This is a genomic window from Parajatrophihabitans canadensis, assembly GCF_053764775.1.
This window is the reverse complement of record NZ_CM132445.1, coordinates 3588210-3602413: the sequence shown is the minus strand read 5'-3', so window position 1 is coordinate 3602413 and position 14204 is coordinate 3588210. Positions and strand designations below refer to the sequence as shown.

Genomic DNA, 14204 nt, shown 5'->3' with positions numbered 1-14204 from the left:
ACGGCCAACGACGCACCGAGTGGTGTACCGAAGCAATCCGCTGATGAGCGGCGGACTACGTGGCAGAGCGAGATGACGTGCCCCGCCGTCGTGGGAGAATGAAGCGAGTCACATCCATTCAGCAGAGAGCAGCCCGTGCCCGCTATACCGAGCCCTCCCGGTAACACGCCGCCGGAAAGTATCCGCAACTTCTCGATCATCGCCCACATCGACCATGGCAAGTCGACTCTGGCTGATCAAATGTTGCGACTCACCGGAGTGGTCGATCCACGGCAGGCGCGTGCCCAGTATCTCGACCGGATGGATATCGAGCGCGAACGCGGCATCACGATCAAATCGCAGAACGTCAGGATGCCCTGGCGGGTGAAAGGGTCCGCTGGACCGGCTGGCACCGGTACGGCCACAGTCGACCAAGACTTCACGCTGCACATGATCGACACCCCTGGGCACGTCGACTTCACCTACGAAGTTTCTCGATCGCTCGCGGCGTGCGAGGGCGCGGTCCTTCTGGTCGATGCGGCTCAGGGTATCGAGGCGCAGACGCTGGCCAATCTCTACCTGGCTCTGGAAAACGACCTGCAGATCATTCCGGTCTTGAACAAGATCGATCTGCCTGCCGCGCAACCTGATCTGTACGCCGCCGAAATCGCGCACATCATTGGGTGCGAACCCGACGATGTGCTGCGCGTATCGGCTAAAACGGGACAAGGCGTCGAGCAGTTGCTCGACGTCATCTGCCGCGACGTACCGCCGCCTGTCGGGGATGCCAACGCGCAGGCCCGGGCAATGATCTTCGATTCGGTCTATGACATCTACCGGGGCGTGATCACCTACGTCCGGGTCATCGACGGCAAGATCACCCCCCGCCAGAAGATCAAGATGATGTCGACCGGGGCTACCCACGAATTGCTGGAAGTCGGCGTCATCTCGCCGGAGCCGGTCCCCTCACAAGGACTCGGTGTTGGCGAGGTGGGTTATCTGATCACGGGTGTGAAAGACGTCCGCCAGTCGAAGGTCGGCGATACCGTGACGGACGCCGCAAAGCCCGCGACGCAAGCTCTCGGCGGCTACCGCGATCCGAATCCGATGGTCTATTCAGGGCTGTTCCCCATCGATGGTTCGGACTTTCCCCTGCTGCGTGATGCACTGGATCGCCTGCGGCTCAACGACGCCGCTCTCGTTTACGAGCCCGAATCATCCGGTGCCCTCGGATTCGGGTTCCGCTGCGGTTTCCTGGGTTTGCTCCACCTCGAGATCACCCGTGATCGGCTCGAGCGCGAGTTCGGCCTCGACCTGATCTCAACCGCGCCGAACGTCGTCAACCGAGTCGTGCTCGAAGATGGCCGGGAATTCATTGTCACCAATCCTTCTGATTGGCCTTCTGGCCAGAAGATCGCCGAGATCCACGAGCCGGTCGTCAAGGCGATGGTCATCGCTCCCAGCGAGTACATCGGGGCAATCATGGAGCTCTGTCAGACTCGTCGGGGCAACCTCATGGGGATGGACTACCTCTCCGAGACCCGGGTCGAGTTGCGTTACACCTTGCCACTGGGCGAGATCATCTTTGATTTCTTTGACGCGCTGAAGTCACGAACGCGTGGGTACGCATCGCTCGACTATGAAGAGGCCGGCGAGCAAATCGCAGATCTGGTGAAGGTCGACATCTTGCTGCAGGGCGAGGCCGTCGATGCGTTTTCCGCGATCGTCCACAAGGACAAGGCTTATGCCTACGGCACGATGATGACGACCAAGCTTCGAGAGCTGATCCCACGCCAGCAGTTCGAGGTGCCGATCCAGGCCGCGATCGGTTCCCGCGTGATCGCACGCGAGAGTATCCGGGCGATACGTAAGGACGTCTTGGCCAAGTGCTACGGCGGTGACATCACCCGTAAACGCAAGTTGCTCGAAAAGCAAAAAGAGGGCAAGAAGCGTATGAAGATGGTCGGTCGGGTCGAAGTCCCGCAGGAGGCCTTCATCGCCGCGCTCTCAACCTCCGAGTCGCCAGAGTCGTCGAAGAAGTAGTCGTCGAAGAAGTAGTCGTCGAAGAAGTAGTCGTCAAAGCAGTAGCCGGAGGTTCGGACGCCGATTGCCCGAGCAGGCCGGCTTCGCCGGACAACGTGGCCTTCCCGCTCCGATCAGATCTCGATGACGATCTTGCCGAGTAGGTTGCCCGACTCCATTGCTGCCAGACCCTCGGCAACGTCTGCCAATGGCAGCGTGCGATCGATCCGTGGCCGGATGCCGGTGGCAGCCATGAAACCCATCAGATCGAGTAACTCCTGACGCGTCCCCATGGTCGAGCCGACAACCTGCAACTGCAGGAAGAAAATCCGATTGAGCTCGGTCGGAGCCACCATCCCTGAGGTTGCGCCGCAGATGACGATTCGCCCACCCGGACGCAGCGATCTGACCGAATGGGACCACGTCGCGGCGCCAACTGACTCCATCACCGCATCGACCCGATCGGGCAGGCGTGCACCGGAGGCAAACGCCTGATGTGCGCCGAACTCGAGGGCCGCGGCCTGCTTTGCTTCGGTACGGGCAGTTGCCCAGACTTGGAATCCAGCTGCTCTGGCGAGCGTGATACAGGCAGAACCGACGCCACCCGAGGCGCCCTGAACCAGCACGGTTTGCCCTGGCCGAAGCTCAGAATTGACGAACAGCATCCGGTAGGCGGTGAGCCATGCGGTGGGAAGGCAGGCAGCCTCGCCGAAGGTGAGATCGGCAGGCTTGGCAACCACATTCCGGCTCGGCACGGTAACTAGCTCGGCGAGGGTGCCCTGGTACTTCTCGCTCAACAGCGTCCGGCGCGGGTCGAGGGTGTCGTCGCCTGACCAGCCTTCGTCGTTGATGACAGAGTGCACCACCACTTCGTTTCCAGTTGCGGTGTCGATGCCTGCGGCGTCGCCGCCCAGAATCATCGGCAACTGGCCTTCGCTGATCCCCACGCCGCGAAGCGTCCACAGATCGTGGTGGTTCAGGCTGGCCGCCTTGACCTGCACGGTCGTCCAGCCCGGCTGGACCTCGGGCTCAGGTCGGTCGCCGACGACCAAACCATCAAGCGGGGTGTCTGAGTTCAGGGCGGAGGCATAGGCGGCACGCATCGCTCGACCATATCGTCTTGGCGTGCAACCCCATCTGTGTTTAGAACCTCATCTGGCTCACCACCGAAGCCGCTCGCCCTCGACGCGTGAACCCTCCTGTTTGATCTGGCGCAGTCCCAGCGACGTCTCGACGTTGCGGACGCCTTCGATACCACCGATTGAATTAGTCACGTATCTGTAAAGGTGATCCAGGTCGCTGCACCTTACCGAGGCCATCGCATTGGAGCCTCCGGTGATCGCAGCTGCGAATGCCACCTCGGGATGGTCCCGCAGCGACTCCCCGGCCCGTTCGAGAGCCGCAGGCTCGATCGTCAACCACAGGTAGGCCGAGATCGGGTAGCCCAGCATCGCCGGCGCCAGGTCGACCTCGAAACGGAGTGCGCCGGACTCGACCATTGCCTCCAGCCGACGTGTGGTGCGGCCTTCGGTCAGCGCACACCGCCTGGCCAGTTCGGTGACGCTGATCCGGCCGTCGCCCGAGGTGGCGGCGATCAGCGTTCGGTCGGTTTCATCGACCTCGCTGGCTTTGTCCGAGCGTGCGGTCTGATCCAGAAAGGGCATCTGCAGATCGTCCGGACGGCTTGCTTTCTTCAGATCCGGCTTGAGATCCGGCTTGAGATCCGGGCCTCCGCTCAGCAGGCGTCGACGCTGCTCGTCGCTGAGCAAGCCGCCGAACCCCGTCCAGTCGTCCGGTTTTCCTCCTCGGAAGATGTGGAGGACGGCATGCGCCGAGATACCGAGCACCTCGGCCGTTCGAGGCAGCTTCTGTAGCAGTAATTCGTCCCCGCCGGTGTCGTCCATGGTCCGAACCGAACAGACGATCTCCGAGCCTGCGGCGACGAGGGAGACCCACGAGGTGTCCCTGCGGCGCGCCAGTGCGTCCGCTACGGATGATGCATTGCCGGGGCGACAATGGACCCGGACCATGTACGCGGTACGGATCCGATCGGCTCCGGGCGCGCCGATCACCCGAAGCAGGCCGGCCTCTCGTAACCGGCGGTACCGCCGCGCTGCAGTCTGTTCACTCACTCCCACCACCTCCCCGATAAGTCGGAACGCGGCCCGGGGATGCAGCTGCAGGCAGTGCACTATCTGGCGGTCAATTCCATCAATCTCAAGATCACTGGCGGTTTTCATCGCCATGAGGTTGGTCATGGCGGAAATGTACCCGGTCGCCGACAGCACTGGTCTGTTGTCGTACCCGACGAGCAAGCTGTACGAAACGCCGCCGGAACAGGGCGACGAACCGGGCTTGCCGAGCCGGACGTCGAACATCGTCGGCATCGAAAAAGGAGTGCTCATGCGTAAGTGGTGGCCATTGGTGGCCGTTAGTCTCGGGACGTTCATGCTGCTGGTGGACATCACCATCGTCAACGTCGCGTTGCCGGCGATGGCGGCCGATTTGAAGACCTCCTACACGTCTCTCCAATGGGTTGTCGACATCTACGCGTTGGCCCTGGCAGCCCTGCTGCTGGCGGCCGGTACGGTTGCTGATCGCGTCGGGCATCGGCGCGTCTATCTGATCGGCCTGGGCCTGTTCGCGCTTGCGTCGTTGGCGAGCGGGTTGTCTCCCAACTCGGGGTTCCTGATCGCGGCCAGAGGGCTGCAGGGCATCGGCGGCGCGGCGATGTTTGCCACGACCTTCGCGTTGTTGAACAGCTCGTATCAGGGCCGCGATCGCGGCACTGCCTACGGCATCTGGGGCGCAGTCGGCGGTGCATCCGCAGCAATCGGTCCGATCGTTGGTGGCCTGCTCACCGAATGGTTGTCGTGGCGCTGGATCTTCTTTGTAAATCTGCCGGTTTCGGTGATCACCGTGGCGCTCGTCCTGACGGTTCTCCAGGCGGATCGGCCTGAGGGCAAGCGAACCAACCTCGACCTGCCGGGTCTGCTCACCTTCGGCCTGAGCACCGGTGGCCTGACCTACGGCCTGATCGTTGCTGGCGAAGACGGCTGGGGCTCGGCAGCCGCCGTCACCTGGTTCGCGATCGCGGTGATCTCGGCCGTCGTGTTTGTTGTCGTCGAGCGCCGGGTAGCAGCACCGATGCTGGATCTGCGACTGCTCGGCAATGCCTCGTTCAGTGGCTCGCTCATAGCGGGCTTCTTCCTCAGCGGGGCCGCGTTCGCCGGGCTTGTCTACAGCTCGATCTGGCTTCAGTCAGTGCTGGGAATGAGCCCGATTCAGGCTGGCCTGGCTGGTGGCCTACCGCTGAGCGCTGCGGCGTTCGTGGTGAGCGCGGCTGCCGGGCAGCTGTTGCATGATCGCAATCCCGGTCTCGTCATCGGCGTCGGGCTGCTGTTCATCGGAGCCGGTGGTGTCGTCGAGGCCATTCAGCTGCATGGCGATGCGGACTGGACGGCACTGCTGATCGGCTTGATCTTGGTGGGGATCGGAGTGGGTGCGGCCATCCCCGTTCTGAGCTCGACGGCGATGTCGGCCGTGCCCTTGCAGCGCGGAGGTATGGCCGCCGGCGCGGTCAACACGGCACGCCAGCTCGGGCTCGCGGTCGGTATTGCGGTGCTTGGCAGCGTCTTCGCCAGTCGAATCGGCGCCAGCTTCGCAGACAGCGGCCTGCCCTCGGCCGAGAAGCTTGGCCATGCGGTCGCGGGAGGTCAGGGCCCGATCGTGTTGAACAGCCTTCCGCCTGCTCAGCGACCGGCCTTCGATCAGGCCCTGCACACCGCATCTTTGTCCGGCCTGAGCTGGGTCATGGGCATCGCAGGAGCCGCGGGACTTGTCGCGGGAATCATTGTGCTGCTCATGATTCGGCCAACTCGGTCAGCGTCGGCTGTCGCCGGGCCGACCGAGCATGGCCATTCGGCGAGAACCGAGCTCGTCGAGTCCTGACCGTCAGCTGAGCATGCCAGCGGGAACGCTATCCAACGCCCGCTCGATCGCGGCAACAAGTTCCCGAGCCGCGTCAGCGTCGAGTTCCAACGCGATGCGGCCGGAGGGCCCTGCAGTGGGGTCAGCGAAGTCGATGTTGAGGGTGTGAACGGACTGCGCATGCACCGGATGATCGAAATAAACGGTGGCGTCTGTCAGCGCGAACCAACCATTGCGACCCTTCGCGCTGCCACTCAAGACTGCGTGTTCCGTGGAATATGTGCACATTGTGTGTGACTCCGATCAGGCGAGGTGCTGGGCGAAGAAGGCGTCGATCTTGGTGTAACCGTCGGTCGCAGCTTCGACTCGGTATGCGGGCCGATCGGTTCCGAAGAAACCGTGTCCGGCACCCTCGTAGGAATGAAAATCGTGCTGCTTGCTGTGACCGGTAAGCAGTCGATCGAGCTCGGCCACCTGATCGGGTGACGGGTAGGTGTCCTCGATGCCGAACATCCCGAGCAGAGGGCAGCTGAGGTTCGCCAATTGATCTTCCAGGCCCTTCATCTTGACGGGGAAGCCATCTGGTGCGGTACCCACTACGAATGCGCCGTAGCAATCGACGGCCGCGTCGACGTGCAGGTTGCAGGCGGCGAGGACCGTTTGCCGCCCTCCCGAACAGTGCCCGATCAAGCCGACCTTGCCGTTCGAGGTCGGCAGCGCACGCAAGTAGTCGACTGCTGCTCCGACATCGCCCACCAGGCGGTCGTCCGGAACTCCGCCTCTGGCCCGCGCGGCTGCCGCGGCATCGTCAGGGTCAGCTCCGGGAGCGTCGCGCCAGAACAGGTTGGGTGCGACCACGTTGTAGCCGTCGACGGCGAAGCGTCGCGCGACCTCCTTGCTCCACCGATCGAAGCCAGGCATGTGATGAATAAGCACGACGCCGCCACGACCACCCGGGGGCGTCGCGTCGGCCGGGACTGCGCCCGGAATGGCGTTCGAGTCGGTGTCCGGCTGAGCGAAGTAGGCCGAGATCTCGTCACCGTCGGCGCCGGCCAGCCGTATCTCCGCGGTACGAATCGAATCCGTCATGCACGCTCCCAAAGTTCATTGTCAGTAGCCATCTAGGCTGGCGACATGGTGAAGCTCCGGACGCTGTTGCGTAGACGTCCGTTGCTGGCATTGATCGTTCTCATCCTGCTACTCGTGATCGGTTATGCGTCACGTGCCCTCGATCACAAGGACAGCGGGACCGCGAGTAAGACAGCAGGGACAAGCTCTGAGTCTGTCGCCGCCGGGCCCGCGCGTTCGGCAACCGGCACGTTGTCAACGTTGCCTTCTCAGTCGACTCATAAGCAATCGGAGCACGAGACGACGTTGTCTGCGCTGCCGGTCCAGGCGCGCGATACCGTCGCCTTGATCCAGCGTGGCGGACCTTTTCCTTACAGCCACGATGGGATCGTCTACAACAACCTCGAACGACACTTGCCGATCAAGCCGACGGGTTACTACCACGAGTACACGGTGGTAACGCCTGGCTCGACGGATCGTGGAGCGCGACGGATCATCACCGGCTCGGCAGGTGAGTTCTACTACACCTCAGATCACTACGCCTCGTTCGTCACGATCGACTTGTCCCGTTGATCGTGGGGACCTCACTCCGCCCAACGCGGCACCCGTTTCGCGGCAAAGGCGGCAATGCCTTCCTGCGCCTCCGGGCTGGCAAAGTAGCGGGCGGAGAGCTTGCCCATCGCGTCGAAATCCTGCGCCATGCTCAGGCCTTCTCGCCCGCGGCGCAGCATCACCTTGGTTGCCGCGAGCGCCTTCGGCTCGCACTTGCGCAACATGCTCGTATAGCGGCCTACCTCGCCATCAAGGTCCTCGCTGATCGAGTTGAGCAGTCCAATGTCACGTGCTCGCTGCGCGCCGAACGTCTCGCCGGTCAAGAACAATTCGTGTGCCTGGCGCGGGAGCAGCCTAGGCAACAATGGCACCGAGATCACCGCCGGGACGATTCCGAGTCGAACCTCGGTGAAGGCGAAGTCTGCGGCAGGGATCGCGATGGCCAGGTCACACGCCGCAAGCAGGCCTATTCCGCCGGCCCGGGCCCTGCCGTTGACCCTGGCGATGACCGGTTTGTCGAACTCCCAGATTCGCAGCAGCAACGCGGGAAAGGCAACGATGGGTTGTTGCTCGGCGGGAACATCGGCGACCTGGGTCAGGTCCATACCCGAGGAGAACGCCGGTCCGGTGTGAGACAGCACCACCGAGCGGACGTCCGGATCGGCGTCAGCGCGATCCAGATGGCGCCCAATCTCTGAAATCAGCTGTGCTGACAATGCGTTTCGCCGTTCCGGGGAATTCAGGGTGATCGTCGCGACGGACTCGGCGACCTCGTAGGTCGACATGGGAGAGGCCTGAGCGCCGGTATCGGCGCCGGCATCGCTCGATGGTGTATCTGCCATGACTCCTCTTAGTCCCGAATTCGGTGCCGGTTTCATCACTAACCGGCGAGTCGGTCGTGCGCCGGTCCCTCCGGCATTCAACACTGGTGTCATGCCCTCCGCACTGCCAATCGGCGATCCAGCGCCAACGGATGGCCGATTGAGCGAATCTGCCCTCCTCACCCTGCGCGGCCAGGATCTGGGCTTCTACATCCACGTGCCGTTCTGTGCCAGCAGATGCGGCTATTGCGACTTCAATACCTACACGGCCGAGGAGCTCGGCAGCGGAGTGAGCCGTGGCTCCTATGCGGACACGGTGCTCGCTGAGATCAGGCTGGCCCGCGATGTTCTGCCTGCCAGCGCCCCGCCGGTTGCGACCGTTTTCTTCGGCGGCGGGACCCCTACCTTGTTGCCGGCCGAGCACCTGGGCTTGATCCTGCGCGAGATATCGGAAGAATTCGGGCTCGCGCCTGACGCCGAGATCACGACGGAGGCAAATCCGGAATCCGTCACGCCCGCTTACCTTGTTCGTCTGCGCGAGGCCGGTTTCACACGAATCTCCCTGGGAATGCAATCGGCAGTACCTCATGTGCTGTCTGTGCTCGATCGAACCCACCGGCCGATTCGAGCCATCGAGGCAGTGGCTGACGCGCGAGCGGCCGGGTTCGAGCACATCAACGTCGATCTGATCTACGGCACACCGGGGGAGAGCGAGCTCGACTGGCAGCAATCACTCGACACCGCTGTCGAGGCCGGTCCCGACCACATCAGCGCCTACGCGCTGATCGTCGAGGACGGTACCGCCCTGGCCCGCAAGGTCAAGTCGGGGACGATCGCCGCACCCGATGACGACGTGCTCGCCGACCGTTACCTGCAGGCCGACGACGCCTTGGCTCGACACGGCTTTTCCTGGTATGAGGTTTCGAATTGGGCGAGAACGAGGGCGGCCGAATCGCGGCACAATCGCCTGTACTGGTCCGGAGCGAACTGGTGGGGCGCTGGGCCTGGCGCACACAGTCATGTGGGCGGTGTGCGGTGGTGGAACGTTAAACATCCCACCAGGTATACGGCCGCGCTCGATGCGGGCCGAAGCCCGGCGGCGGGTCGAGAAACACTCGGCTTGCGGGCCCGGCTGACCGAACGGCTGATGCTCGAAGTGCGGATGCGTGACGGGCTCGATCTGACCTCGTTGCCCGAGTCGGCGACCCGACAGGCTGAACAATGTGCAAAGTGGGGTCTGGCGGACCGGGCGGCGATAGCTTCCGGGCGGCTGGTCTTGACCCAGCGGGGCCGCTTACTCGCAGATGCTGTCGTGCGGGACCTGCTCGAAGTCGTCTGAGGCGTCATCCGATTCGTGCGAGTCGTCCGAGTCGTCCGAGGAGTCGGGGGCGTCTGACGGGACGTGCCCCTCGCTGGACCGTCGCTCCAACAGAACTGTCGTAGCCGCTTGGGAGAATCCCCATGTGACCGTTGCTGCTTTCGCTACTCCCGTGGCTGCTGCCGTCCTGGCCTTCGCCGGTTCGGTGGTCGGCCAGTGGTGGGCACGGCGATCGGCGAAAGAGCTTGATCACTGGCGTCGTCGCGAAGAGACCATGCGCCTGCTGCGCTGGGCAGTCGAGCTGATCGTCGATGAGAATGCGCTCAAGAGCGATGCCGGTGTAGCAACTCTGGTCGCCCTGAGCAGCTCGGAGCTGCTGCAACCTGAGGACAAACAGCTGCTCGTGGCGTTGACGAACACTCTCGTAGAAACGGAGGTGAGCACTTACGATGAAAGCGATACGGCCAGCCCTACCCAGTACGCAGAAGTTTCAGGGGCCTCAGAGGTTTCCGAGGCCGCGGATGTTTGAGGAGGCGGTGACTTTGTTGGCTCACGGCGACCGCACACCCGACGCCGACGTCTCTGATAGCGGCCGGAACGGCAAGAGCGTGACGGTGACCCGATCGCAAATCAATGCCGCACGACTCAATGTCATGTTTCGGCGTGATCTAGGCATGCCGGTGCCACCAGCGATGGAGGCAATCGCGAATGCCCGCCCCGCCCGCCGCGAAAAGCCGATAGTCAGAGCGTCTTAGGCCCCCTAGCCGCCCGCCGTCGGTCAGCTGTCCTTCTTGGTCGCGCTTTTCTTGGGCCGCAATTCGTCGAGGTCAAGCACCCTCACATGCAGGGTGTGTCGTTGTTGCAGCGCCGCCCGGACCGCGCGATGCAACCCGTCCTCCAGATAAAGCTCGCCATCCCACTGCACCGCGTGCGGGAACAAATCGCCATAAAACGTCGAATCCTCGGCAAGCAGTTTGTCGAGTGCGAGTTCACGCTTGATCGTGGTCAGCTGATCCAGCCGAACGGATCGAGGCGGAACGTTCGCCCAATCGCGAGATGAGAATCCGTGGTCTGGATAGGGCTTACCGTCCCTTACCGCCTTGAAGATCAGAAGATCACCTGCCGAACCCCACATCACATCGTGTAAAAGCCGCGTCTCAGACCCCGCACCTTACCGCCCAGGGGTTCCGACGGCTGGTTACCGACGAGTTAGGTTCCTGTACATCTAAGCTGAAGCGAGGTTTCACCGAGATCGTGCAGGCGAGACCGTTAGGGCAGACCGTGAGGAAGGGGATGACATGAACGTCGATGATCGCAAGCTCGAAGTGCTTCGGGCAATCGTCGAGGATTTCATCGCCACAAACGAACCGGTCGGAAGCAAAGCGATCGTGGACAGGCACAACCTCGGGGTGTCGCCGGCGACGATTCGCAACGACATGGCCGCCCTGGAAGACGAAGGACTTATCCACCAGCCGCACACTTCGGCCGGTCGGGTGCCGACCGATGCCGGCTACCGGATGTTCGTCGACCGGTTGACATCGTTGAAGCCGTTGTCGGCCGCCGAGCGGCGGGCCATCGAGAAGTTCCTGAACGACGCCATAGACCTGGACAGCGTCCTGCACAACGCTGTTCGCGCGCTTGCTCAGCTGACCCGAAATGTCGCAGTCGTGCAGTACCCGTCGCTGTCGCGGTCGCGGGTGCGCCATCTCGAAGTCGTACTCCTGTCGCCGACCCGATTGATGCTCGTCCTGATCACTGACACCGGACGGGTGGAGCAACGGGTCGCAGAACTTGCCGGCCCGGTCGAGGCTGACGACGTCGCGGATCTGCGGACCGTGCTGAACGCCAAGCTGATGGGCCAAAGACTTGCTGACGCACCAGGGATCGTGACGGACCTGCCGTCGTTGGTCCCGGCGCACCTGGCTGGTCTGATCGCAACGCTGAGTTCGGTACTGCTCGAGGCCTTGGTCGAGCACCCATCCGAAAGGATCGTGCTCGCCGGCTCGGCCAATTTGACCGAACACACCCTAGATTTTCCGGCGATCCGCCCGGTACTCGAGGCGCTCGAGGAACAGGTCGTGCTGTTACGTCTGCTCGATCAGCAGACGACCACTGCTGGCCAATTGACGGTCCGCATCGGCAACGAGAACAACTACGAGGGATTGCAGACGGCGTCGGTCGTGTCAGTGGGCTACGGCTCGAGCGGGATCTCCTTGGGCGGCGTCGGAGTGCTCGGGCCTCGACGGATGGACTATGCGCACACGATGGCACGCGTAGCGGCTGTCGCTCGTTATGTAGGCGACATGCTTGCCGAGAGCTGAGCGAGCCTTCATCACGAGTTCATAAGGGGATGCTGCCGTGGCGTTGTCCGTGAGCCTCGCCGGAACCGCCACCAAGGCAGCCACCTTGCCGGCAAAATACCTCGCCGCAGCCGGCCTGACCGCTGCGAGTGGCGAGTCCGTCTTCATCGCGAAGTCGTTCGCGGAGGACCCGTGGGTGCAGCTGACGCTCGCCGGCCTCGTCCTCGCCTCTGCGCTGTTGTGTGTGCCGTTGGCGCGGCTCAGCACTCGAGGCAGTGGCGAGCGGCTCGGTGCGTCGAGGATTATCGTCAGCGCGCTGTTTTTGCTGTCGATGAGCGGCATTCTCGCCTTGACCGTCGTACCCGGCGGCGGCTGGGCTGAACTACTGCACGGCAGTTACGGCACTCGCCAATCGCTGGCGGCGGTGAAAATGGCCTTGGATCCTCGTGACAATTACGGTCTCCAGAACTGGAATCAAGGCGTGGACGGACCGCTGAACGTAGCGCTGTACGTCCCAGCTGGGCTTTTCGGCGCGCTGGTATTTCGGCGGCATCGAATCGCGCTCGTCGTCGGCCTCGGCCTGCTTTCCTTCGTCATCGAGTGCTACCAGGCCTACACCGGGACGCGTATCGGCTCCATCGCCGACGTACTCTCCAACTTCGGTGGCGCCGCGCTTGGAGTGCTGACAATCGTCATGATCGCCTCGCCGTTTGGTGGCGAGCACACTCGCGCGGGAGGGCGTGCTGAACTCGGTAGGCAGGCATGAGACGGTTGCCACGAAGGTGAGGACACGCCGAACCATCTCGCGCACGGGAATTAGCACCGCACGCGTTTGAGTTCCAAACCGGTATGCGGCCACTTTCTCGGAATCACACATTTTGGCTCGCAGGCATCGCACTGCTGGTCGTGATGGCTGCTTCTGGGGCACCCTCCCCGCTATATGTCGTATATCAGCAGAAGATGGACTTTTCGTCCACAGTGCTTACCGAAATCTTCGCGATCTACGCTCTGGCGCTGCTCACAACCCTTCTCACGGTCGGGTCGTTGTCAGATTTCGTCGGCCGCCGGCCGGTACTGCTTGCCGCGCTTGCGCTGGAGGTAGTCAGCCTCGCGCTGTTCTTGCCTGCGGATAGCGTCGGGTGGCTACTGCTGGCGCGAACCGTTCAGGGCGTAGCAACCGGAGCCGCTATCGGTGCCTTGGGCGCAACCCTGGTTGACACTCAGCCAGCAGGGTCGCAGATCGGATCGCTGATCAACAGCGTGGCGCCCGGGCTCGGCTTGGCGTTCGGCGCCCTTGGTGCGGGCGCCTTGGTGCAATTCGCACCGGCTCCGACCACCGTGGTTTTCGTCGTTCTGATGATTCTGGTCGGGCTGTGCGCCGTCGGCGTGCTGGTGATGCCGGAGACGGCCACCCACCAGCCGGGCGCCGTTGCGTCGCTGCGTCCGCGGATCCACGTTCATCGCGAGGTCCGAGGCGTCTTTCTGGCCGCGTTACCCGCTTTCGTCGCCAGCTGGGCGGTCGGTGGGCTCTACCTGTCCCTCGGCGGCTCAGTCGCCGACGCCGTCTTCGGCCTGCACAACCATCTGGTGTCGGGCGTCGTCATCGCCGCCATGACTGGCACCGGCGCGGTGGCGTCGATCTTGCTTCGGGCTCAATCCCCGGCGCGAACTATGGTCATCGGCACCAGCGTTCTCGCCGTCGGCCTGGCCGGGACCGTGCTTGCGATCTCCGAGACCAGTACCCCAGTCTTTTTCCTGGGTACGGTCGTGGCTGGATTCGGATTCGGGGCCTCGTTTCTCGGGGGTCTACGTAGCGTGCTCAGCCGAGTCGCGGCCGATGACAGAGCGGCAACGCTGGCAGCCATCCTGACCGTTAGCTATCTCGCGTTCAGCGTGCCTGCAGTGGTGGCCGGAATCACCGCCACCCACATCGGCCTTCGTGACACCGCGCTTTGGTACGGGGCGGCAGTCATTGTGGTCAGCCTGCTGGCGTTGGCAGCCCAGGCTGCCCAGCGCCGGCGGACCCAACCAGAGGCGGTCCCTCCGCGGGTCGGTCTCGCTCACCGCTCACTCTGACGAGAACGCTCGGCATCAACAGCGCAAGGGTCCGATCGCCGAAGTCCGAGGCGTGCGCGAGTACGTACACTGAGTTGTTGGCACTCAGTTCTTCTGAGTGCCAATAACTGAGTCCAACTGCTGAGTGCAAACAACGAT

The 14204-nt window shown here is 63.2% G+C and carries 14 protein-coding genes; 8 read left to right on the top strand and 6 right to left on the bottom strand.

The window, feature by feature from the left end; all coding sequences use genetic code 11:
* Nucleotides 1-135 precede the first annotated feature (135 nt).
* A complete protein-coding gene (lepA, locus tag ACSMXN_RS17385) occupies nt 136-2022 on the top strand; it encodes a translation elongation factor 4 (RefSeq protein WP_022913070.1) in 1887 nt (628 codons plus the stop codon).
* Between the two features lie 113 nt (nt 2023-2135).
* Here lepA and ACSMXN_RS17380 read toward each other — a convergent pair whose 3' ends face one another.
* Entirely contained in the window at nt 2136-3104 is a 969-nt protein-coding gene (locus ACSMXN_RS17380) for a zinc-binding dehydrogenase (protein WP_022913069.1), read from the bottom strand.
* A 57-nt stretch (nt 3105-3161) separates the two neighbouring features.
* On the bottom strand, nt 3162-4259 hold the full coding sequence (locus ACSMXN_RS17375; protein WP_022913068.1) for an AsnC family transcriptional regulator: 1098 nt from the start codon (nt 4257-4259) through the stop codon (nt 3162-3164).
* Here ACSMXN_RS17375 and ACSMXN_RS17370 point away from each other — a divergent pair.
* Nucleotides 4258-5952: a DHA2 family efflux MFS transporter permease subunit gene (locus ACSMXN_RS17370; RefSeq protein ID WP_022913067.1), complete on the top strand. Its 1695-nt coding sequence runs from the start codon at nt 4258-4260 to the stop codon at nt 5950-5952. The two genes, ACSMXN_RS17375 and ACSMXN_RS17370, sit on opposite strands and share 2 nt — an antisense overlap.
* Nucleotides 5953-5955: 3 nt before the next feature.
* Here ACSMXN_RS17370 and ACSMXN_RS17365 read toward each other — a convergent pair whose 3' ends face one another.
* Both ACSMXN_RS17365 and ACSMXN_RS17360 read right to left on the bottom strand, forming a co-directional pair.
* On the bottom strand, nt 5956-6219 hold the full coding sequence (locus ACSMXN_RS17365) for a DUF6295 family protein (RefSeq protein ID WP_022913066.1): 264 nt from the start codon (nt 6217-6219) through the stop codon (nt 5956-5958).
* Nucleotides 6220-6234: 15 nt separating this feature from the next.
* Nucleotides 6235-7020 (bottom strand): dienelactone hydrolase family protein, encoded by a 786-nt coding sequence (locus ACSMXN_RS17360; RefSeq protein ID WP_022913065.1) that lies wholly within the window; start codon nt 7018-7020, stop codon nt 6235-6237.
* Between the two features lie 45 nt (nt 7021-7065).
* Between ACSMXN_RS17360 and ACSMXN_RS17355 the strand changes: the two genes are divergently transcribed.
* Entirely contained in the window at nt 7066-7572 is a 507-nt protein-coding gene (locus tag ACSMXN_RS17355) for a ribonuclease domain-containing protein (RefSeq protein WP_022913064.1), read from the top strand.
* A gap of 11 nt (nt 7573-7583) precedes the next feature.
* Here the strand turns inward: ACSMXN_RS17355 and ACSMXN_RS17350 are convergent, their stop codons facing one another.
* Complete coding sequence (locus ACSMXN_RS17350; protein WP_022913063.1) at nt 7584-8393, bottom strand: enoyl-CoA hydratase-related protein; 810 nt, start codon at nt 8391-8393, stop codon at nt 7584-7586.
* 91 nt (nt 8394-8484) lie between these two features.
* Between ACSMXN_RS17350 and hemW the strand changes: the two genes are divergently transcribed.
* Nucleotides 8485-9711 (top strand): radical SAM family heme chaperone HemW, encoded by a 1227-nt coding sequence (gene hemW / locus ACSMXN_RS17345; protein WP_027139382.1) that lies wholly within the window; start codon nt 8485-8487, stop codon nt 9709-9711.
* A 124-nt stretch (nt 9712-9835) separates the two neighbouring features.
* A complete protein-coding gene (locus ACSMXN_RS17340; protein WP_155958342.1) occupies nt 9836-10219 on the top strand; it encodes a hypothetical protein in 384 nt (127 codons plus the stop codon).
* A gap of 249 nt (nt 10220-10468) precedes the next feature.
* Here ACSMXN_RS17340 and ACSMXN_RS17335 read toward each other — a convergent pair whose 3' ends face one another.
* Entirely contained in the window at nt 10469-10801 is a 333-nt protein-coding gene (locus ACSMXN_RS17335) for a type II toxin-antitoxin system VapB family antitoxin (protein WP_027139381.1), read from the bottom strand.
* A gap of 187 nt (nt 10802-10988) precedes the next feature.
* Here ACSMXN_RS17335 and hrcA point away from each other — a divergent pair, with 187 nt between their 5' ends.
* The 3 genes from hrcA to ACSMXN_RS17320 all read left to right on the top strand — a co-directional run bounded on the left by hrcA (nt 10989) and on the right by ACSMXN_RS17320 (nt 14066).
* Nucleotides 10989-12011, top strand: coding sequence for a heat-inducible transcriptional repressor HrcA (gene hrcA, locus ACSMXN_RS17330; protein WP_022913058.1), 1023 nt, complete (start codon nt 10989-10991; stop codon nt 12009-12011).
* A 37-nt stretch (nt 12012-12048) separates the two neighbouring features.
* On the top strand, nt 12049-12756 hold the full coding sequence (locus ACSMXN_RS17325) for a VanZ family protein (RefSeq protein ID WP_022913057.1): 708 nt from the start codon (nt 12049-12051) through the stop codon (nt 12754-12756).
* 83 nt (nt 12757-12839) lie between these two features.
* A complete protein-coding gene (locus ACSMXN_RS17320) occupies nt 12840-14066 on the top strand; it encodes an MFS transporter (protein ID WP_022913056.1) in 1227 nt (408 codons plus the stop codon).
* Nucleotides 14067-14204 lie beyond the last annotated feature (138 nt).